Genomic DNA, 19,994 nt, shown 5'->3' on the forward strand with positions numbered 1-19,994 from the left:
CCTGGTCCGGCGGGTCGTTGCTTGCTGTGTGCCCCCGGCACACACGCGGTGACAAGTACGCTGAGCGCACAGTTCGTCCGTTCGTCGTTCGTCGTTACGTCGCGAAGTCGCGAAATCGGGAAGGGGTCGCTTCACATGGCCGAGGCACAGGAGCAGGCAGCGGGCCAGGCGCGGGGCAAGGAGACGGAGGAGGAGGTCAAGGCGCGCAAGGAGCGGGAGAAGAACGAGCTCTACGCCCTCGACATCTCCGGCGTCGAATGGCACGGCGCACCGGGCACGGAGACCCACGAGGAGCGCGTCGAGATCGCCCACCTCCCCGACGGCGCCGTGGCCATGCGGTCCTCCCTCGACCCCGACACCGTCCTGCGCTACACGGCGGCGGAGTGGGAGGCGTTCGTCCTGGGGGCGCGGGACGGGGAGTTCGACTTGGAGCCGGCGCCGCACAACGGGGGGATGCCTGCGGCGGAGTAGCGGGGTGCTTCGGGGGGGTGGGGACAGGGAAGGGGTGGGTTGCATGAACGGTGTCGGGAGCGACGCCGACCGAATACGCCGTGGACGGCGCGAGTTCGCCGTCCTCCTCGGTGAATTCCGCCGCACCCCCGTCCTGTTGCCCCTCGGCGAGCACGACGCGTACCCGCTGACCGCGGACTTCAACGGCGTCCGCTGGATCCACGCCTTCTCCGACGAGGCGGCCCTCGCCCGGTTCGCGGTCCTGCGCGGCGAGTCGGACCGCCCGTGGGACTACCGACGCCTCCTTGGCGCCCGCCTCCTGGACGGAATCGTTCCGGCACTCGGCGTGCCGTGCGGGGTGGCGCTGGACGTGGGCAGCGAGGGGCACGAGGCCCTGTTCCCGCCCGTCACGGGGATCGTCCCCGACGCGGTGGCGGTGGACCACGACACGAACGCCGTCGGTACGGGCAGGGGGACACAGGGATGAGCGGCGACGCGAAGGACCTCCGCACCGGCGGCAAGGGACTGCTGCCGTAGCGCAGCAGAACGGGGTGGGCACCTCCCGCGCATGCCCACCCCGTGCTTCACACTCCACACTGCTCAGCGACGGCGACTCACGTAACTGTCACAGCCGCAACCGCAGCCGCAGTCACTGTCACTGGAAGTAGCTGGCCCCCTTCAGGTCGCCACCCCGGTAGTCACCGCCGGCCATCCCGACCTTCTGGCCGATCTGCATGAGGGCCTGGTGGATTGCCTCCGCGTGCTTGTCCCACTCCCGCTGCTTGATGACGTACGCCTCGTGGGCCTCGCCCTCCCATCCCGCGGCAACCTTCGCCACGGCCCGCTTGATGTCGGCGAGGTCGCCTTCCAGACGCGTCGCCTCAGCACCGAGCTGAGTGGTGATGGTGTCGAGGCCGCCATACTTGACTGACATCTCATCGAAGCTCGCACCTGCCATATCTGCCCCATCTCCTAGTGGTTGCGGCCAGACCGTGTCCTGGTCCGGGAACGGGTGAACTCAGTAGCTGCTGATGGCCGAGTGCTTGCCGCCGTAGTCCACGTCGATGCTGTTCATGGTCGAGCGGATGTCGTCCTCGAGCCGGTCCACGTCCGTGCGGTTCTTCGAGATACCGTCCAGGAAGTCCACGAGGATGCGGCCGATCGCCACCATGTGCTGGTTGATCTCGGTCTGCTTCTTGTCGAAGGCATGCGCACCAATACCGCGCCAGTTGCCCTCCATCGAGTCCAGGATCCCTTGCAGTCTCTTGAGCGTTCCCTGGACGGAGTCGTACTTATCGACGATCTCCTTCTCAAGGAGCTTGACTTCGCTGTCATTTAGCTTCCGGCCGTCGGCCATGAACGGGCCCTCCTTGCTTGACTGATTGGCTGATCGTTGAGGTTGAGATCTGCGCCGTTTTCCTGCACTGCTCAGGCGTTACGGCGATTTCGCACCATCGCGAACGCTCCGCCACCGATGATCGCGACGGCTGCGACGGCTCCGGCGACGATCCACAACTGGTTGTCGCCGTCACCGGACTTCGAGCTGGACGCCGCCCCGGCCGGCTGACCGGCAGCGGCGTCGTCCTTCGCCGGTTGCGACGCGGGCGCCGAGGGCTTCGTCGAAGAGTCCTTCGACGGGGCGGTGGGCGACGTTCCCACACCCGGGGTCTTCTTGTTGGTGAGGGGGTCGATGTCCGGCGGGCCCGGGTTTCCCCTGTTCTTCAGCAGGTTCGGGGCGGGACGGACCAGCCCGTAGCCGAGGTAGTCACTGGGCTCGTCCTTCGGCCAGCTGCGGCCCGCGGTGTCGATGAGGACGCGGAGAACCTGGTTCGCCGTCCAGTTGGGGTGCTTGGACCAGATGAGGGCGGCGGAGGCGGAGGCGATGGCGGTGGCTGCGCTGGTGCCGCCTCCGCCGTCGCAGTAAGAGCGGAACGTCGCGTCGCACCAATGGGGGAGGTTCAGGCCGGGTGCTGCCAGATCCACGTATTCGCCGAACTCCGAGTACTTGGCTACCTTTCCGGACTTGTCAGCCGCGGAAACGCCCGTGACGCTGGGGTAGGCAGCCGGATAACCGATGAAGTTCTTCTTCTGCGCATCGTTTCCGACGCCAGCGAACATCAACTTCCCCTTAGATGCGGCATACTTCACCGCCTCTCGCTGAGCCGGATACATGACATTAGACGCGAAAGACATGCTGATGATCCGCGCATCGCTGTCCGCAGCCGCCCGGATCGCTTCGGCACTGTTGCTCTCGTCCTTGCCCTTGGCACCCTTGAGACTCATGCGCACAGAGATGACCTTGGCACCGGGTGCCAGTCCCTTGAGTCCACCTCCTCGCCCGGACCCGGCAATCAATTCCGCCATCGTCGTTCCATGGCTGTCATAGTCGTCCAGAGCCCCGCCCTTCAGACCAGTGACGTCCTTACCGGCGAGCACCTGCCCCTTGAGCGAAGGCGTCACCGTGACGCCACTGTCCACAACAGCGACTTTGATGCCCTCGCCAGTGCTCGCTGCCCACAGGTCCTCGGCCCCCATCGCGTCCAAGTACCACTGCTTCGACTGAACGTCATCGGCGACCGCGCTCGGCGCCAGCCCCACGGACAGCAGAGCGAGCGCGCTGACCGCCGAGCCCGTCGAGACGGTCCAGCGCCTCGCGCGTCCCGCAAACAGCCCGGACCCGCCCTCGTGTCGACCCATTGCTGACACCACGCCCTGCACGCCCTTACTCGTCACTGACCAATGACCGGCGGCACGTGTCGCCGTGCACCGGGCAGATGTGTCTCTTCTTCCTCGACCACGTAATCGGGCCGCTGTGCGGCCTCGTCCTCTCCAGGTTCAGAGCGTCGGCCGCCGCCCGCAGGCCCGCGTACCAAGCCCATGCCGCCCGCGGTGAATCCGTTCCCGCGGCCTCCAGCAGCAGGCGTACGACCCCTAGGTGTACCGACTACACCGTCAGGGTTGCCGACGGCACGACGTGGCATCTGGCCCCTGCCTCCTGAGGCCTGGGGCGCAGCTCCCACAACGCCACGCTGCCCGGCATTGCCGACTCCCGGAGGCGTCCTTGAACCAGCCGGGCCTCCCGCCACTGGTGCGGGAGAAGGTCTACCACCCACGACGCCGTCGGACCGTGGTGTGCCGGTGATGCCCGGAATCGCGGGACGCGGACCTGGCAGGCCACGAGGCTGCGGTGTGCCCCCTGAGATCCCTCGCCCCATCGGCGTGGGCGAAGACGTCGTCGGACCACTCGGGCCCCTGACCGGAGTCACCGGCCCAGTACGCCCTGTCGGGGTGGGACCGGTAGGACCGCGTCCAGGAAGTCCAAGCGGCTCCTTGGGACGTCCTATGCCTGTTCGCCCCTGCTCGGGCAGCGGCAACTTCCCACCGCCGCCGCGACGGGACGCCCGGGGGTCGGGGCCGTCTTGCGGTCGCCTCAGGGGGCCGCCGCCAGGGAGCGGAGGAGGTCCGCCGTCGATGGTCGTGGGGCCAGGTGCGACGGGCGGCGAAGCAGGCGGTGGGCTGACGGCCTTCTGAGGGGGCAGCGTGTCGACGCTGTCGATCTCCGTGCCAACAGCCGCCGATCCGCCAGGCCGGTCTGGGAGCGCGATCGGGCCGCGTACGTCATTACCTGACGGCAAGGTGCCACCCGAACCCGAAGAGTCCGGGGACACAGGACCAGCCGCACCCTGAGGTGTCGACAACGCGGCACCTCCGCCAGCCGCGCCAGGGGGCACCGGCTGCCTCCACTCATCGCCCGGTCCAATTCCATACTCCGGCTTCGGAGGCGGCACCCCCACATCCGGCATAACCGAAAACGTAGGCGGCTCCTGACCAGCCATCTCATGCTGGGACACCCTGTAGAACGACGCCAACCGATTCATCTGGTTGATCGCCTCTTGGCGATCCTTCTCCGACTTCAGGGCCGCCTCATAGGCCGCGTTGCCGTCCACCCGCTTCGGAGAGGGGATGTCCTCCACGGCCTTCGGGTCGGCGCGTGTGTCACGCGGCGGCATGGAGCTGCGTACGGAAGCCAGCCCCGCGCCCGCCGACGAGATCTGCACGCTCGCGGTGTCGGCGAAGTCGGACAGCCGATGCGTCTCCTTGACGAGGTTCTTGCCCCACTTGCGGAAGGCCCGCCCCGCCTCGCCCTCCCAGTCGACCCGGTCGATGTGGTCGCCGAGTTCGCGGGCTGCCACGGCGATCGCGTCGCGTGCTTTCTGGAGGGCTTCGCCAGCGCTCTCCAGGTCGGCCGGATTCGCGTGCTCGACGAGGTCGATCATGTCGTTGAGTTTGTGGTTCTCGAAGCTCACAGCTTCCACCCCGAGTCCGACTTGTCGCTGCCGTGACCGCCTTGCTCGTCGGGCTTGCCGGCCCGCTCGCGCCCGGTCGGCTCCTGCTCACGCTGGACCGACGTCTGGATCGACCAGAAGCGCTGCCGCAGGTCGTCCTCAAGGTTGTCGAAGCCGACGTCCGCGCCATGCACGGCGATCCCCATCGCCTCGATCTGCTGACCGAGCATCTTCGACAGCGAGGTCAGCCGCTCGTGCACGCGGTCGTACTGCGCGTAGAGGCTGTCCGCCTCGGGGAAGGGGGCCGCCTGGCCGCTGAAGGAGGCGCGGGCGACCTTCTGGTGGCCGACCTTGGACGAACCTCCGTCCGACCCTTCGAACTCCGTGAGCAGCGTGTCGATGCGCCGCCGGAACTTCTTCAACGCCTCCAGGCCGCGCTTGATGTCAGCGCCACCCGGTGGCGGTGCCCCCCTGTACCCGTCCTCGAGCACGATTCCCCATCCCCGATCCCCGTTGCCTTCAGCGTGCGGTTGCAGCAGGCCTCGTCGGCCATGCGATTGCAGACCCCACCATCGTCACTCTAGCCACACGGTGAGTGACATCCAACTAAGCTTTGCGTCAAAGCAGTTGCAAACTGGCCATCAGGGGATCCGACCTGACGCTCCGGATCCGCATAGAAGTCGTGTGCTCAGCTCGAACGCCCAGGCCCCGCCTGGCCCGGTGGTGCAGAATCAGCCAACTCCCGGACCTTCAGGGTGAATCACACGCTCGCTGACCTGACTCCGGGGCACCGACACCGATGCCGTCTGGGTCACTCGTCGGTGCGGCGCAATCTGCTGCTGCGGTCGGGGTGGGACCACACGTCAGCACACCAATCAAATGAGTACGCGTACTCAGTTGCTCAGGCGTCAACATCGCTATCCTCAGCCCGGTTCGGATGCTGATCACCTCGCCATGGAGCGCATGACCGACGCAACGTCTCGGCGTCGCACCGCGAGGAAGTCAGGCCCGCACGGCACGGGACCCGAGTGGGGGCAGGCGAAGACCGATGCGGTCGCGCGGCAGTCGGCGCGGATGCAACTCGACGAGGCGCTACCGGAGGCAGAGGATCCGCTCGCAACAGCAGCGATGAGGCCGGTTCTCTCAGACACACACGCAAACCGTGGATGCACGCCGACGACGTGGCCGACGGCTTCAGTCCCGCTCCGAGGACGACCAGACCGACGTGCACGCAGCCCACGAAGGGTCGGGAACGGCGCGGAAGGGCTCGCCCCGGTCAAGTGCCCTTGTACTTCTCTTGGGTACGGCTACTCAGTCGTCGCGCAGTGATGACGTCTACCGTCACACGAATGATCAAGCTCCGTGTTTTCCGAACCCGGGCCTTCGGACGCTCTGTCCTGTGCGGCGTCACAGGAGAGCGCGGCACTGCTCGTCGCGGCCGCGTAGGCAGGAAGCGCCGTCTGGAACGGCACGCCGTATCCTTCGGTCGACCTGACGCAGTCGCGCAACGGCTCAAGTCCCGGTCCGACGAGGTGTACGACGTCTTCGCGCTGCCGCAGAAATACGCGGCGGACTCGGGCAACGTCGATACCGGCGCCTGCTACTACCGCGGGCTGAAGGGCGCCGCCCACATAGACGAGGCACGAAGCGACGTCCGCAGTTTCGGTCTCGATCGGAGCGTGCCCGACGTCTCCGAAGCCACCGCCCGAGACGCGCAGCGGCGCGTGCGTCAGAATTTGGCGCGGAAGGGTTGGAAGCTCACCCGCCAAGGCGACCGTACCAGCCCGAAGTTCCGTGAACTGGGCTTCCGATTCGAGAACCCGGACAGCGGAGATCAAGTCGACGCGCGGTGGAACGATTCGACGACGACTCTGTTCGTCAGCGTCTACGCCCCCTGCGGACAGGTTCCCGGCAAGTTCATGAAGCACGACTGGCCTGAGGCGGACTGGTACCCGAAAGAGCGATCCACTGAGCCGTGAAAGGCGGGCGTCTCAGCTTGACGGCACTGCCAGGATTTTCGTAGCTGCTGATCGTGGTCATCGGCATCGCGGCAGTGCGTCGCCCTGGGTGCAGGAAGATCGCATACATCATCGAACCTGCCTACTGGCAGCACCCAGCGTGGCGACGGTGCGGGCAGAGAGCGTGAAGGTCGGCGAGGGCCCGACGGTCCGCCTCCGCAGCGGACAAGTTCACCCTTACGGGGATCGATATCAGGACAACTACCCCTGTGCGGTGGCGAGTTGACGCGTCGCACCGGAAGGCTGCACTCACACTGAGCCAACATCTGCATGGCGCCAAGCAGCCGTAGGCCGGCAGGGCCCGCACGGGGGAAGGAGCGCACCCATGGCGTGGGAAGAGTGGGAGCAACTCAAAGGGCAGGCTGCGGAGCGCCATGCAGCGCAGATGCAGCTCAACCAGGTCGAGCCCGGTATGGGTGGAGGGCCGGGAGCGGCCCCGGAATCGTATGGGGACTTAAGGGTCAGCGATGCCGATCTGGCCAAGATCGGCGAGCATGCCTTCGGCCTCTTCGACCGGCTGAGCAGCAAGGGGGACGTGGCGGTGCCCAGCAGTCAGCGGGCCGCGGGAGATCTGACGGAGCAGGGATTCGCGCTCGGGAGCGGGCTCCAGCACGTCGCCAAGCGCTGGGAGGAGCAGCTCAACTCACTCCGCGATGCCTGCGCCCATATCTCGAACCACATGCGCGTCACGACGAAGTTGCACCAGGGCGACGAGCACTACATCAGGCGCCAGTTAAGCAGCATCGACCTGCTCGATGCCGGATTCGACGAACAGGCCGGCAATCCCGGCAGGAAGAACCCGGTGTACCTGCCGCCGAAGAAGCAGGGGGACAACTGATGGACCTCGACTCGCTCCGCTTCGCCAGGTTCGCGCTGCTGGATGACGCCGTCGACGACTGGTCGACTTTGGTGAACCGACTGGAGAAGTGGGAGAGGGACGCGAGCAAAGGGCTCCAGGGAGCGGCAAACAGGGCCAATTGGGCCGGTGTCAACGCCACCGTGTCGAAGGAGTTCATCGGCAAGACCGCCGGAGAGTTTCACGACGCGCATGCCCAGGCCAAGTCCATCCACCGGATTCTGCTGGACACACGTGACGAGCTGAAGCGCCATCACCGTCGGCTCAACGACGCCATTGAGCGCGGCATGAAGAAGAATCTGACTGTCACGCCCACCGGCGGCGGGGGCTTCACCGTACGGATGAACGTCCATCCCGATCGGTCCGGGAAAGGCACCGGCGCCGAACTCCCCGACCATGGCGAGAGAGATGTGACGGCCCTCCGTGACGAGGTCCAGCGGATCCTCGACGACGCCACCGAGAGCGACACCTCGGCCAGCAAGGTGCTCAAGGCGATCGCCGATCAGAGTACGTACGGCTTCACGGACGCCAAGTACAAGGATCGGGACAGTGCGGTGGCCGCTGTGAAGACGGCCGACGAGCTGGCGACGCTCGCCAAGAAGGACCCCCGGGACCTCTCCGTCAAGGAGTTCGACAAGTTCAACGCCGGCCTGAAGACGTACGCGAGTGATCCGCTCTTCGCGGAGCGCTTCGCCACGAAGCTCGGCGCCAAGGGAGCGCTGGAATTCTGGGCGGGGATCAATGAACCCGGTGTCAATCCGGACCTGAACGACAGTCGACAGGGCAAGTTCGGCGAGTTCCAGAAGAATTTGAGCCTTACTTTGGCATCGGCCACGCAGAGCGACTCCGCAGGAATGGTGGACTGGACGCGCCAGATGGTGGACCAGGGTGGCCAGCCCGTCCGAACGAACAGCGGCCCCTACGGCTTCCAGGTCATGAGCAATCTGATGCGCTGGGGAAACTACGACGACGCCTTCCTGCACACGTACGGCACTGCGCTCATGGACACCGAGAAGAAGCTCACGGGCAACGGCGCGGGCGAGGCATGGCGGCGTACGCCCAACTCGCCCTATCTCAACCGCACTGGTAGCGATACGGGCTGGGATCCCATGACGGGATTCATGAAGGGTCTGTCGAACAGTCCGGCCGCAGCTACGTCCTTCTTCAATAGCCCGTTCATCGAGAAGGACGACGCCGACAACCCCTTCGAGCGCGCGAACGACAAGGGGGAGCTGGTGAAGCCCACCCTGTCGAACTTCCAGTACCTGTTTGAGGAGCGAGAGTGGCCCCTTGACGAGAATGCGGAGGGACAGCCCAGCAACGTCGGACGCAATAACTTTGCACTGGCGCTCGAAGCAGGCACGACGGGGCATACCGCTGGTGAACTTCCCACAGGCGGCCCCACGCCCCACACCGCGGACCAGGCCAGGCTGATGAGGAGCATCGTCGAATCGGTCTCCCAGGACAACACGCGCCTGACCGAGCATCCATATATGGCGGACAGTTTTGGGCAGATGGGGGCCGAGTATCTGCATGATATTAATCGCGCGATGACCAACGATCAAGACAGGGATACGGATCGCCTCTTTCCTATCGTTGGCGAGCCAGCGAACTTTCAGCATCGGGATGTGACTCGCTTTCTCTTTACGGTGGGCCAGCACCCCGAGGGGTATGCGGCCGTGGAGGTGGGCCAGAAGTCGTACATGGCGAACCTGATGGCCTACCACCTAGACCCCTCACTTCCAGAAGACCTGCGCTACGCCACAAACCCGCAGCTCGTTGTCGAAGGCGTGGCCAACGGATCTGGTGAAGTGGCCGGAACCCTCGCACAGGCACGTGCAGAAGTTGTCGCCGGAGAAGCTGCGGAGAAAGATCAGGCTTACGAGGAGTCCGTCGCCCGATGGAAGGATGGGATCTCGGGCGGAATCGGTACGGGCATCGGCGTGGGAACGTCCTACATCGCCAGCCCTGTGGGGGGAGCTGTGATCGGCGGAGTAGCCGAGACGGTCAGCAACCAGGTACTTGGTGATCTATTTAAGGACGCCGAGGGGAAAGCTAAATCAGCGGCTGGTTACGTCATGGGAGAGCATTGGGAAGCAGGAATGGAAAAGAACAGTCACTACTCGAAGGAGGCGGCAGAAAGTGCGGTCAAGCATCACCATAGGAATGATCTTCCAGATGTTGGGGTGTGGGCACGCACGGCGACAGATCGCGCGTACAGACTATCGGAATCGAGCGTCACCAACATGGCAGCGGACCTCAAGACGGATATCTAGCCTCAAATCCTTGCAATGAATGGATTTCATCCTTGTGGTAACACACTGCAACCCAAACAGCCCTCTCAACGAACCCAAGAGGATCGCCATCATTACTGCGGCGATCATCCTGGGCACCACGCTTACAGGATGCTCGGAAGACAGAGACGAGGACAAGAGAAGCTACTCCGCTCCACACTCTCTGTGCGGCGTGGCCGTGAATTCAAGCCTGCTGACACCCTTCCTCCCGCCGGGTGAACACGTATCCACGCAGCGAACGTTTCCCGTCCAGGGAACAGAGCAATGCGATGTCATCGTGGACAGAAGCAAGCTGACAATCACCGCTAAAAAGAAGTGGTGGCCGGAACGGGAAAGCGTTCTTGACATCGCTCCAGCTTCCGTCCGCAGGAAGCCTTATCGGATAGTGGACGGCAAGAATCTTCTCTATGCAGGCACCGGGGCTGTGGGAAGAACTAAGAACTGTGCGGACCCCAGACACTCTGATCAGCGTCTCTTCACCGTCATCCAGTCCTTCACCCCTGACCGCGATGACGCCGACACCATGAAGAAGCTCATCCGGGCCTACACCAAAGAAGTCGAAGAGTCGAAGGCCTGCCGCCCCAAGCGGCCCGAGCCCTCCGCGTCGTGAGCTGGCCCCGGTCGCCCACGTTCAGCGCCCCGCGCCACCCTCGCCGCCCCGCCTCCTCCGCGCATCCCGCAAAGCCACCCCCGCCCCGCCAAGCCCCGCCACCGCCACGACCGCGCCCACGGCGACGTATGTGGCGAGGCGGGCCGTGCGTTCCTCCTCTGTTTCGCCGAGGTGGAGTTCGGCCGCGCTCGGGGCCTTGCCTCGCTGGACGCCCTCGTGGGCGATGGGGCGTTCGATCGGGTGGTCGTCCTCCGTCAGGGCGCGGACCGGGTCGACGACGCCCCAGCCGACCAGGCGGTCGAAGCCGGACGTGGAGCGTTCGGCTGTTTGTTGGATCTGGGCGGTGATCTGGCGGGGGGTCCAGGCAGGGTGCTTGGACTTGATGAGGGCGGCGACGCCGGCGACGTACGGGGCGGAGAAGCTCGTGCCGTTGTCGGAGCAGTGGCCGCCCAGCGGGACCGTGGAGATCATGTCGACCCCCGGCGCCGCGACGTCCACGAAGTCGCCCGACTGGGAGAAGGGGGCTCGCTCGTTGTTGCGGTCCGATGACGCCACTGCCAGGACGCCCTCGAACGACGCGGGATACGTCTCCTTGACGTTGCCGCCCAAGCCGTCGTTGCCTGCTGAGGCAATGATCAGTCGGTCCGCCGCGATGGCCTTCTTCACCGCTTTCTCGAGCTTCGGTTCCGGCCGCACCGCGTTCGCCGTGTCCTGGGAGATGTTGATGATCTGTGCTCCCGAGGCCACCGCGTAGTCGATGGCGTCGGCGAGAGTGGCCGTCGTGCCGTGGCCCTCCGCGTCGTTCTGCTGGATCGGGATGATCTTCGCGTCGGGGGCGAGTCCGACGAAGCCCGTGCCCTTCGCGGGGCGGGCCGCGATGATCCCGGCCACGCGGGTGCCGTGGCCGACCATGTCCGACGTGCCCTTCTCCGAACCTCGCTTGATCTTGTTGCCGTCGTCGTCCTTGAGGTTCTTGGGGAGGAAGTTTCGGCCCTTGGAGACGTCCACCGCGGGCTTCAGCTGACGGTTCTTGATGTCGACCCCGGTGTCGATCACCGCGACGGTCACCCCCTTGCCCGTCGACTGGCGCCACAGTTCGTCGAGGAGGACCCGCTGGAGGGCCCACGGGCGGCCCGCGTACGGCTTGTTGGGGAACTCGCACCGGTCCGAGGGTGCCGCGGCTGCGGGCGCGGCCGTCGTCGCGGTGACGGCCAGGGCCGCGCCGACGGCCGCCCACGTCCTGCGTGCGTACGTCATCCCGGCGCCTCCCCTAGGAACCCTGCGGCTGGCGTGCCGCGCTCGTGGACAGGCGCGGGCCCGTCGGCAGGAACCGCGACCATTCGGCGGGCACCGGGGACACGTCCGCGTCCCCGTAGCCGAGCCGGGTGCGCGCCTGCTCCGACTCCTGTTGCTGTTCCTTGCGCTGCTTGGCGGTCATGCCGATCCGCGCGTCGTCCGTCGCGCTGTCGCTGTTGGACTGCATCGCGTACCGCAGGCCCGTGTCGGTGACCAGGAAGTCGCCGCCCGTCTTCGTGTCCCTGCCGGTGAACTGCCGGTAGAGCTGGCCCGAGCCGGGCGTGACGTACGCGCTCGACGAACCGGCGGGGAGGGGGGCCGGGAAGTCCGTGCCCGCCCACGTGCTCAGCGTGGTGCGGCCCTTGTCGTCGTCGACGTGGCGCAGGACGTTGCAGACGGTGTTGCGGCTGCCGCGCGCGGAGGTGGCTTCGTTGACGGGGGTCGGCGTGTACCGCGGCCATACGTGCCGCGCGCCGAACTCCTTCTCGACGGGGCTGATCGCTCCGGGGCTGACGTCCCTGGCCGTGCCCCCCTGCCGCAGACCGGCCAGGTCGGGGCTCGCGAGCAGGAGGTGCGCGGTGAAGTCGGAGACCGGAGCGACGCGTCCGCGCAGCACTACGTAGTACTGCTTCTTGTCCCCGTTGGGAGCCCTGAGCACCATGCCCACCTTGTTCGCCCCCGGCTCCTGGAGGTCGGGGACCCCGGCGTCCTCCCCGGGGGTGCCGTCCACCTTCGGGAAGTAGATCAGGTGGCCGCGGTGCAGGGTCTCCAGCCACTGCCGGGACACCCGCTGCGGTTCCCGGTTGGCACTCACCAGGGCACGCAGCAGCATCTCGTTCCTGGAGTTTTCCTTGCCGGTGGGTACGCGGTACGCCATGCCGCGCGCGTCGACCACGTAGCGCACCTTGTCGGGGCCCACGACGTACAACAGCTCGCCGCCGCGCAGCCGTTCGCCGCCCTCGGTCTTGCCCTGGTCGCGCTCCGCGAGGACGAACGCGGCCTTCTGGATGGCGCGTTCACCGTCGGCCGGGCGCTCGCACACGGCCCAGCGCTTGGCGGAACCGGCCTCGGAGGAGGCGGGCAGCCGGTCGGGGGCGTACGGGATGCCGATGGTGGCGCCGCGCGGGATCTTCCCCTTGTCGAGGACGGACTCGGAGACCTTGATGACCTCGCCCTTGTCGGCGTCCAGGAGGAGCTTCGCCGAGGCCATGTTCAGGACGGGGTGCAGCTGCTTCTTGCCGTCGGTCTTCAGGATCACGTACCGGGTCGTGGACTTGCTCGCGATGATCACGTGTTCCTTCGGCGTGTCCCAGCCGGGCTTGGCGGCGGGTTTGAGCATCCCCCACGCGCCGAAGACGGCCAGGACGATCACCCCGACGACGATCCCGGGGACCACGCCGCGCAGCGGTCGCGGGGCGCTCTCCTCCGAGCCGGAGGGTGTGGGCTGGATGAAGGCAGCGAGCGTACGACGCTTCGCAAACGTGTAGGCGTTGAGTTCATCGCGCCGTGATGCCATCTGTGTCCGCGACCCCCTGTGCAGCACCGGGGGCCGTCGCCCCCCTCGCCCGTTGTCAGACCGAGCTCCTACTATGCCTGTTGAGTAATCACGCATGTGGGCCGGGTAAGGTTCTGGAGGCTCAAGAGGCGTGCCGTGCACCGGTTTTCGGGAGATTCGGGGGGTTTGGAATGACGGCTTCCGTTACGCGGTCGCGGCCGCCGGTGACATCCGGCCAGACGCCTGGCCGAGGACCGATGGTGCACCACCTGAAGTTCCCTTCCGGACGCGCCGGTTCATTGCGGCTGCGACAACTGGCCCTGGTGGAGATCGCGGCGGCGCTGCTGCTCGCCGCCTGGGTGATCTCACCGGTGGCTCTCGTTCCCGCGGGCGCGGTCGCGGCGGTGCTCCTCCTGCTCGCGCTGGTACGTCGACGGGGCCGCTCCCTGCCGGAACTGCTCGCGGCCGCCTGGGCCTTGCGCGCCCGCAGGCGCCGCGCCGCCGCCACTCCGGTGCCGCCCGGTACGGAACCGGGGTTCGCGCCGGCCGTGGAGTGCGACCCCTCCCTGCGGACGTACGCCTACAGCCGCGGCACGGACCAGGACCGGCGGCCCATCGGCATGATCGGTGACGGCAGCTTCCTGACCGTCGTCCTGCAGGTGGAGTCGGACGCGACAGCCCTGCGCGCGGAGCGGACCCGGCAGCCGCTGCCCGTCGGCCTGGTGCGCGACACCCTGGAAGTCGACGGCATCCGCCTGGAGTCGGCGCAGATCGTGCTGCACACACAGCCCGCACCCGCGCTGCACCTGCCGCAGCAGTCGGTGGCCGTCAGCAACTACGCGCCCCTGCAAGCCCAGACCGGCGCCCCCGCGGTGCGCATCACGTGGATAGCCCTGAAGCTCGACCCGGAGCGGTGCCCGGAGGCCGTGGCCGTCCGGGGCGGCGGGCTCGTCGGGGCGCAGAAGTGCGCGGTGCGGGCCGCGGACCACCTCGCGAGCCGGCTGACGGGGGCGGGATTCCGGGCGACCCTGCTGACCGAGGACGAGCTGACGGCCGCCGTCGCCACGTCCGCCTGCGCCAACCCGCTGGCGATGGCGCAGGCCGGCGGGGACGCGCCGCCCGCGCGCAGGACCGAGGAGACCCAGCGCGCCTGGCGCTGCGACAACCGACGGCACACGACGTACTGGGTACGGCGCTGGCCGCGGCTGAGCGGCCCGGGCGGCGGCCCTTCCCTGCCGCAGCTGGTGTCCCTGCTCACCGCGGTGCCCACGCTGGCCACCACGTTCAGCCTGACCCTGGCGCCCGACGAGCGCCAGGCGGTGTCGCTGTGCGGCCACATGCGGGTGACGGGCCGGAGCGACGCCGAACTGGTCGCGGCCCGGCGCGCGTTGGAGCACGCGGCCGAGCACTCCGGGACGGGCCTGCTGCGCCTCGACCGGGAGCAACTGCCCGCCATGCTCGCCACATTGCCGCTCGGGGGTACGCGCTGATGAGTTCTCTTACAACTCCCGCAGCACCGGCCCCGGCCCCGACCCCGACCCCGACGCCACCCTCTCCCACTCCTCCGGACGGTCTCCGCGCGGCCCTGCGGACAGGGTTCGGGCTGCTCGGACCCCGGCACCGGCGGCACGCGCTCTCCACCGAGGAAGTGGACCTGCTCGCGCTGCCCATCGGGGACGACGGCGTGGTCATAGGCGCGGACGCGACCCGGCAGCCTGCGGTGCTCGGTCTGAACCGTCCCACTCCGTACGACGTGCTGCTCATCGGCGGCCTCTGGACCGCCCAGGTGATCGCGCTGCGGGCCGCCGCCACAGGTGCGCGGGTCGCCGTCGAGACCGGGCGGGCGCACGCCTGGGCACAGCTGGTGCAGGCCCTCGGGGTCGGGCAGGCCGGGATGTCCGTGCACGACGTGGGGCGGGTGCCGCCGCAGGGGGCGTCGGCCGGGAGCCCGGTGCTCGTGGTGCGGGACTGCGGGATGCGGCCGCCCCGGGGGCGGGTGGTGTCCGGGCCTTGGCAGTCGGTGCTGACGCTGCTGCCCTACCTCAGTCCCGTGGCGCCCCGGTTGATCCGGCAGGCGCGGCTCGTCGGGGTGCAGCGGGTGTCGCCCGACGAGGCCACCCAGATCGGACGCTCACTCGGGCTGCCGCGCGGGGACGTGGACTCGCTCCCGACGCTCGCCGACGGGGTGACGCTGTGGTGCGCCGAGCGGGACCGGCAGTACGTGGTGACTCAGGGCACCGATGCGGAGATCGGGCTGTTGGGGGCGGCTCGGCGGATGGATTGAGGGGATGGGGTCGTGCGGGTGGGCGAGCGGGGGGGATGGAAGGGGATGGAGGGGTTGGGGAGACGGCGGGGCGCAGGGGGATGAATGGAGCCTGCGTGACCGTCGAGGGTCGTGAGGTTTGCGGGGTTCAGGGACTAGTGGGCGTTTTGCCCGTCTGGTTTGGCGGCAGTTGACCGGACTTGAGTGAGGCGTGACGTAACGGTCGCCGGCCGGGGGCCGGACTGGCCTGCCGTGCTGGTGCTTTTGGTGATTAGGCTGGGACAAGGGCGACGCCAGAACCCGTACGCGGGGTGCGCGCGTCCCGCACACGGGGAGAGCCAGGCGGATCGGACGACAGGAACGGTCGCCTCCCACCACGGCACGAACGTGCTCGACCACACCAGGAGGCATTGTGAACAGCGATCGGGACAAGATCCGCGGCGGCTGGGACACACCCGTCGACGATCAGTCCGACGCGGAGTCCGCTGCCGAGACAACGGGCGAGTTCACCATCGACTACGCGCCGCCCGCCTGGTACACGCAGAACGCGTCCGGCAGCGCAGGGGAGACGCCGTCCGCGTCCCCCGCCTCTTCTTCCGCCTCCGCCGTCGGCTCCGCTGCCGCGTCCGCCGACCCCGCTCCGCCGTCGACCGGTTCCGTTCCGGGTGCCGGTGCGGACGCCGCTGGTACTGCCGATTCCGGGGGTGCCGGGGGCGTCGAAGGTGCGGCTGCCTCCTGGGGTACGGGGTCCGGCGGGACCGGTGCGCCTTCCGGTGCTCCTGCCAACGCCGTGCCGAAGCTTCCGGTCGGCGGCGGGTTCCAGCTCGCGCCGCCCACGGGGCAGCCGATCACCCCGCCTGTTCCGCCCGCGCCGCCCACGGCTCCCGCCGTTCCGCCCGCCCCGCCCGTGACTCCTCCGGCGTCCGGGGGCGTGGCGGACTGGGGTGGCGCCGTGGCGGGGGTCGCCTCCTCCGATCCTGTACGTGGGGCGGGCGCTGGGAGCGGAGACGCTACGGGTGCCGAGTCCTCCGGCGAGGACGCGAGCACTCCCGTCGCCGAGAGCCTCGGGGACGACGACCTGGGCGGTGGCGACCTGGAGAGCGGTGCCACCATGCGGTTCTCCCCCGCCGCCCTGCGGCGCGAGATGGCAGAGCTGCATGCTTCGCGTACGTCGCGCGATGCCCAGGGCGAGGAGGGCGAGGGGAGCACTGACGAGGAGAAGCCCCAGGAGAAGCCCGAGGAGAAGCCCGAGGACAAGGTCGAGGAGAAGGCCGCTGACACGGTCGGCGGGGCGGATGACTCGGGTGCGTTCGGCTCCGGCGTCGTGGACTCGGATCCGACCGACTCCGGTGCGGTCGAGGGGAGTTCGGCTGGCGAGGGCTCGGAGGTCGACGCCGCGGGCGCCGGGGGCGAAGAGGACCGTGAGGCTGCGCGCCCGTCCACCGATGCCGTCTCCGACGCCACCGACGACTCCGGCTCCGGCTCCAGCTCCAGCTCCAGCTCCAGCTCCGACGTCGCCTCCAGCGCCGACCCGAGTTCCGACTTCGACTCCCTCGCCGCAGCACTCGTCGCCGGTTCCTTCGGCGCCGGCCCTCGTTCCAGCAGCGACAGCGACCAGGACGCCGAGTCCGAGCCCGAGTCCGAGCCCGAGCCGGAATCCAGCACTCCGGCCGACGCTGACGTCGACACCGGCGCCAAGGCCGACGCGCCCCCGCCCCCGGCCCCCGAGGCCGAGCCGAAGGCCCAGGCCGAGCCCAAGGCCGACCCCGCGCCCGAGCCCCACGCCGACGCCACCCCCAAGGCCCCCGAGCCCTCCGCCGACCCCACCGACGTACAGGACGCCCCCCCGCCCGCCTGGACCCCGCCGCCCGCCCCCGAGGCCGGGCTTCCGCCGCTGCCGCCCGCGTTCCAGCCCGCCGCGCCGACCTCCGCCCCGCAGTGGCCCGCGCCGACCCCGGCCCCCGCTCCGGCCCCCGCCGCCCAGGACCAGCAGCCCGAGCAGCCGCAGCCCCAGGCCCCGCAGGCCTGGCCCGCGCCCACCGCCCCGGCCGTCCCCGCCGCGCAGGCACCCACGCCCGCCCCGGCCGCCGAGTCGCCCACTCCCCCGCCGGGCGGATACGGCTTCCCGGCCCCCACCCAGCCCGCCGAAACCCCCGCACCCCCGCAGAGCGGGTACGGCTTCCCGGCACCGGCCCCGACCCCCGCGCCCGCGCCCGCGCCCGCGCCCGGCGTCAACACCCCCGCACCTCAGGGCAGTTACGGCTTCCCCCAGACACCCCAAGCAGCCCAGACACCCCAGGCCGCCCAGCCCCTGCCCTCGGCCACCCCACCGCAGCCCCAACCGCAGCCGCAGGCCGCGCCCCCGGCCCCCGTACCCCCGCAGCAGACGACACCGCCCCAGGCCGCCCAGCCGTACGCCCAGCCCCCGCAGGACGCGCAGGCCGCCCAAGCCGGGCAGGTGCCGCAGCCGTACCTCCCCGGGCAGCTCCCGGGCGGCCCCTACCAGCCGCCCGCGCAGCCTCACAGCCAGGGCCAACCCCCCTCCCAGCAGGGCCAGTTCCCGCACCCGCTCGGCCAGCAGCCCACGCCTGCCGCACCGGAGCAGCCGCAAGCCGCGCAGCCGCAAGCCCAGCCTCCGCAGGCCGTCCAGCCCCAGGCTCAGCAGCCCCAGCCTCCGCAGGCCCAAGCACCCCAACCACAGGCACAGCCCCACCCGCAGACACAGGCCCACCCGCAGGAGCCCCAGGCGCCGCAGCAGGCCCAGGCACCCCAGGTGCCGCAAGCACCGCAGATGCCCCAGGCCCCCGCCGATCCCCGTGCCGGTGCGGCCTGGCCGCAGCCCGTGCAGCACGATCAGCGGGAGCGGACCAACCCCGGCGCGCCCCTCGGGTACACGGCCGCCGTCGAGCTGTCCTCGGACCGACTGCTCAACAACAAGAAGCAGAAGGCGAAGAGCAGCCGTCCCGCGGGCGGCGGATCGCGGTTCAAGTTCGGCGGGAAGAAGGAGGAGGCCGAGCGCCAGCGCAAGCTGGAGCTGATCCGCACCCCCGTCCTCTCCTGCTACCGCATCGCGGTCATCTCCCTCAAGGGCGGTGTCGGCAAGACGACCACGACGACCGCGCTCGGCTCGACGCTCGCCAGTGAGCGGCAGGACAAGATCCTCGCCATCGACGCCAACCCGGACGCCGGTACGCTCGGGCGGCGCGTGCGGCGCGAGACCGGGGCGACGATCCGCGACCTGGTCCAGGCGATCCCGTACCTCAACTCGTACATGGACATCCGGCGCTTCACCTCGCAGGCGCCGTCCGGCCTGGAGATCATCGCCAACGACGTCGACCCGGCCGTGTCCACGACGTTCAACGACGAGGACTACCGGCGCGCGATCGACGTACTCGGCAAGCAGTACCCGATCATCCTCACGGACTCCGGCACCGGACTGCTCTACAGCGCGATGCGCGGGGTCCTCGATCTCGCCGACCAGCTGATCATCATCTCCACGCCGTCCGTGGACGGGGCGAGCAGCGCGTCCACGACGCTGGACTGGCTGTCCGCGCACGGGTACGCGGATCTCGTCTCACGGTCCATCACCGTCATCTCCGGGGTCCGCGAGACCGGAAAGATGATCAAGGTGGAGGACATCGTGTCCCACTTCGAGACCCGCTGCCGGGGTGTCGTCGTCGTGCCCTTCGACGAGCACCTGGCCGCCGGGGCCGAGGTCAACCTGGACATGATGCGGCCGAAGGTGCGGGAGGCGTACTTCAACCTCTCGGCGATGGTGGCCGAGGACTTCGTACGGGCGCAGCAGGCGCAGGGGCTCTGGACGTCGGACGGCAACCCGCCGCCGCGGGTCGCTCCGCCGCTGCCGGGGCAGGGGTATCCCGGGGGCGGACAGCAGCCGTACGGAGCCGTGCCGCAGGAGGGCGCGCAGCCGCCGCAGGCCGGGGCGGCTCCTCAGCCGTTCCCCCAGCAGCACCAGCACCCCCAGCAGCAGTACGGACAGGAGCACGGTCAGAGCCAGCCCCACGCCCAGCCCCAGCCGCCGCACCTCCAGCAGCCCCAGCCCCCGGCCGCCGGGCCCCAGGGCTGGCAGCCGTCCGGGCCGGGCCAGGCCCACTCCCCCGCCGCCCACCCGGCGGACGGCACGTACCCGGCGGCCCCGGGCCGGCAACCGGCCCAGCCCCACCAGCAGCCGCAGCCCCAGCCGCCGCAGCAGTAGCACTCCGCTCCCGGGCATCCCGGGAACACGCCGGAAGCACACAAGCGCCCCGCCAGCGAAAAGGCGGGGCGCTTTTGCGTGCCACGCTCTGGCCAGCACGGCGTCAGTGGTCTTAACCAATGCGGATGAAATCCCGGTCAACTCGTTATTTCCGCAGGCCACATGGGGTTCACCGGCCGTTGACGCGCGATGACCGGCGCTGATACACAC

General features: G+C 68.9%; 16 protein-coding genes. 10 read left to right on the forward strand and 6 right to left on the reverse strand.

The window, feature by feature from the left end:
• Positions 1-135: 135 nt before the first annotated feature.
• On the forward strand, positions 136-471 hold the full coding sequence (locus QUY26_RS09840; RefSeq protein ID WP_289945098.1) for a DUF397 domain-containing protein: 336 nt from the start codon (positions 136-138) through the stop codon (positions 469-471).
• Positions 472-514: 43 nt separating this feature from the next.
• Positions 515-937, forward strand: coding sequence for a hypothetical protein (locus QUY26_RS09845; protein ID WP_289945100.1), 423 nt, complete (start codon positions 515-517; stop codon positions 935-937).
• 168 nt (positions 938-1,105) lie between these two features.
• On the opposite strand, the gene QUY26_RS09850 is transcribed toward QUY26_RS09845, so the two are convergent.
• The 3 genes from QUY26_RS09850 to QUY26_RS09860 all read right to left on the reverse strand — a co-directional run bounded on the left by QUY26_RS09850 (position 1,106) and on the right by QUY26_RS09860 (position 3,147).
• Complete coding sequence (locus tag QUY26_RS09850) at positions 1,106-1,408, reverse strand: WXG100 family type VII secretion target (protein ID WP_289945101.1); 303 nt, start codon at positions 1,406-1,408, stop codon at positions 1,106-1,108.
• A gap of 60 nt (positions 1,409-1,468) precedes the next feature.
• Positions 1,469-1,807, reverse strand: coding sequence for a WXG100 family type VII secretion target (locus QUY26_RS09855; RefSeq protein ID WP_289945104.1), 339 nt, complete (start codon positions 1,805-1,807; stop codon positions 1,469-1,471).
• Positions 1,808-1,878: 71 nt separating this feature from the next.
• Positions 1,879-3,147: a S8 family serine peptidase gene (locus QUY26_RS09860; protein WP_289945106.1), complete on the reverse strand. Its 1,269-nt coding sequence runs from the start codon at positions 3,145-3,147 to the stop codon at positions 1,879-1,881.
• Positions 3,148-4,538: 1,391 nt separating this feature from the next.
• Between QUY26_RS09860 and QUY26_RS09865 the strand changes: the two genes are divergently transcribed.
• On the forward strand, positions 4,539-4,793 hold the full coding sequence (locus QUY26_RS09865) for a hypothetical protein (protein WP_289945108.1): 255 nt from the start codon (positions 4,539-4,541) through the stop codon (positions 4,791-4,793).
• Here the strand turns inward: QUY26_RS09865 and QUY26_RS09870 are convergent.
• Positions 4,754-5,227 carry a hypothetical protein gene (locus QUY26_RS09870; RefSeq protein WP_289945110.1) on the reverse strand — a complete coding sequence of 158 codons (474 nt, stop codon included), beginning with the start codon at positions 5,225-5,227 and terminating at the stop codon, positions 4,754-4,756. The two genes, QUY26_RS09865 and QUY26_RS09870, sit on opposite strands and share 40 nt — an antisense overlap.
• 858 nt (positions 5,228-6,085) lie before the next feature.
• Here QUY26_RS09870 and QUY26_RS09875 point away from each other — a divergent pair.
• The 4 genes from QUY26_RS09875 to QUY26_RS09890 all read left to right on the forward strand — a co-directional run bounded on the left by QUY26_RS09875 (position 6,086) and on the right by QUY26_RS09890 (position 10,514).
• Positions 6,086-6,715 carry a hypothetical protein gene (locus QUY26_RS09875; RefSeq protein WP_289945112.1) on the forward strand — a complete coding sequence of 210 codons (630 nt, stop codon included), beginning with the start codon at positions 6,086-6,088 and terminating at the stop codon, positions 6,713-6,715.
• A gap of 364 nt (positions 6,716-7,079) precedes the next feature.
• A complete protein-coding gene (locus QUY26_RS09880) occupies positions 7,080-7,592 on the forward strand; it encodes a hypothetical protein (protein WP_289945113.1) in 513 nt (170 codons plus the stop codon).
• The gene (locus tag QUY26_RS09885; RefSeq protein WP_289945114.1) at positions 7,592-9,886 is read left to right on the forward strand and encodes a hypothetical protein; all 2,295 of its coding nucleotides are present in this window, start codon (positions 7,592-7,594) and stop codon (positions 9,884-9,886) included. The genes QUY26_RS09880 and QUY26_RS09885 overlap by 1 nt, the downstream gene beginning before the upstream one ends.
• A 19-nt stretch (positions 9,887-9,905) precedes the next feature.
• On the forward strand, positions 9,906-10,514 hold the full coding sequence (locus tag QUY26_RS09890) for a hypothetical protein (RefSeq protein ID WP_289945115.1): 609 nt from the start codon (positions 9,906-9,908) through the stop codon (positions 10,512-10,514).
• Positions 10,515-10,535: 21 nt separating this feature from the next.
• On the opposite strand, the gene mycP is transcribed toward QUY26_RS09890, so the two are convergent.
• Both mycP and eccB read right to left on the reverse strand, forming a co-directional pair.
• Positions 10,536-11,771, reverse strand: coding sequence for a type VII secretion-associated serine protease mycosin (mycP, locus tag QUY26_RS09895; RefSeq protein WP_289945119.1), 1,236 nt, complete (start codon positions 11,769-11,771; stop codon positions 10,536-10,538).
• A gap of 13 nt (positions 11,772-11,784) precedes the next feature.
• Positions 11,785-13,326, reverse strand: coding sequence for a type VII secretion protein EccB (eccB, locus tag QUY26_RS09900; RefSeq protein ID WP_289945121.1), 1,542 nt, complete (start codon positions 13,324-13,326; stop codon positions 11,785-11,787).
• A gap of 236 nt (positions 13,327-13,562) precedes the next feature.
• Between eccB and eccE the strand changes: the two genes are divergently transcribed.
• The 3 genes from eccE to QUY26_RS09915 all read left to right on the forward strand — a co-directional run bounded on the left by eccE (position 13,563) and on the right by QUY26_RS09915 (position 19,784).
• Positions 13,563-14,795, forward strand: coding sequence for a type VII secretion protein EccE (gene eccE, locus QUY26_RS09905; RefSeq protein ID WP_289945123.1), 1,233 nt, complete (start codon positions 13,563-13,565; stop codon positions 14,793-14,795).
• A complete protein-coding gene (locus tag QUY26_RS09910) occupies positions 14,795-15,589 on the forward strand; it encodes a hypothetical protein (protein WP_289945126.1) in 795 nt (264 codons plus the stop codon). The genes eccE and QUY26_RS09910 overlap by 1 nt, the downstream gene beginning before the upstream one ends.
• Before the next feature lie 391 nt (positions 15,590-15,980).
• Positions 15,981-19,784: an SCO5717 family growth-regulating ATPase gene (locus QUY26_RS09915; RefSeq protein ID WP_289945128.1), complete on the forward strand. Its 3,804-nt coding sequence runs from the start codon at positions 15,981-15,983 to the stop codon at positions 19,782-19,784.
• Positions 19,785-19,994: the final 210 nt, after the last annotated feature.

The sequence above is a fragment of the Streptomyces flavofungini genome, assembly GCF_030388665.1.
GTDB lineage: Bacteria > Actinomycetota > Actinomycetes > Streptomycetales > Streptomycetaceae > Streptomyces > Streptomyces flavofungini_A.

What these genes read in the sequence shown, in the direction of transcription:
- QUY26_RS09840 (WP_289945098.1), top strand. Translation starts at nt 136, where the DNA reads ATGGCCGAGGCACAGGAGCAGGCAGCGGGCCAGGCGCGGGGCAAGGAG.
- QUY26_RS09845 (WP_289945100.1), top strand. Translation starts at nt 515, where the DNA reads ATGAACGGTGTCGGGAGCGACGCCGACCGAATACGCCGTGGACGGCGC.
- QUY26_RS09850 (WP_289945101.1), bottom strand. Translation starts at nt 1,408, where the DNA reads ATGGCAGGTGCGAGCTTCGATGAGATGTCAGTCAAGTATGGCGGCCTC.
- QUY26_RS09855 (WP_289945104.1), bottom strand. Translation starts at nt 1,807, where the DNA reads ATGGCCGACGGCCGGAAGCTAAATGACAGCGAAGTCAAGCTCCTTGAG.
- QUY26_RS09860 (WP_289945106.1), bottom strand. Translation starts at nt 3,147, where the DNA reads ATGGGTCGACACGAGGGCGGGTCCGGGCTGTTTGCGGGACGCGCGAGG.
- QUY26_RS09865 (WP_289945108.1), top strand. Translation starts at nt 4,539, where the DNA reads ATGCGTCTCCTTGACGAGGTTCTTGCCCCACTTGCGGAAGGCCCGCCC.
- QUY26_RS09875 (WP_289945112.1), top strand. Translation starts at nt 6,086, where the DNA reads ATGATCAAGCTCCGTGTTTTCCGAACCCGGGCCTTCGGACGCTCTGTC.
- QUY26_RS09880 (WP_289945113.1), top strand. Translation starts at nt 7,080, where the DNA reads ATGGCGTGGGAAGAGTGGGAGCAACTCAAAGGGCAGGCTGCGGAGCGC.
- QUY26_RS09885 (WP_289945114.1), top strand. Translation starts at nt 7,592, where the DNA reads ATGGACCTCGACTCGCTCCGCTTCGCCAGGTTCGCGCTGCTGGATGAC.
- QUY26_RS09890 (WP_289945115.1), top strand. Translation starts at nt 9,906, where the DNA reads ATGGATTTCATCCTTGTGGTAACACACTGCAACCCAAACAGCCCTCTC.
- mycP (WP_289945119.1), bottom strand. Translation starts at nt 11,771, where the DNA reads ATGACGTACGCACGCAGGACGTGGGCGGCCGTCGGCGCGGCCCTGGCC.
- eccB (WP_289945121.1), bottom strand. Translation starts at nt 13,326, where the DNA reads ATGGCATCACGGCGCGATGAACTCAACGCCTACACGTTTGCGAAGCGT.
- eccE (WP_289945123.1), top strand. Translation starts at nt 13,563, where the DNA reads ATGGTGCACCACCTGAAGTTCCCTTCCGGACGCGCCGGTTCATTGCGG.
- QUY26_RS09910 (WP_289945126.1), top strand. Translation starts at nt 14,795, where the DNA reads ATGAGTTCTCTTACAACTCCCGCAGCACCGGCCCCGGCCCCGACCCCG.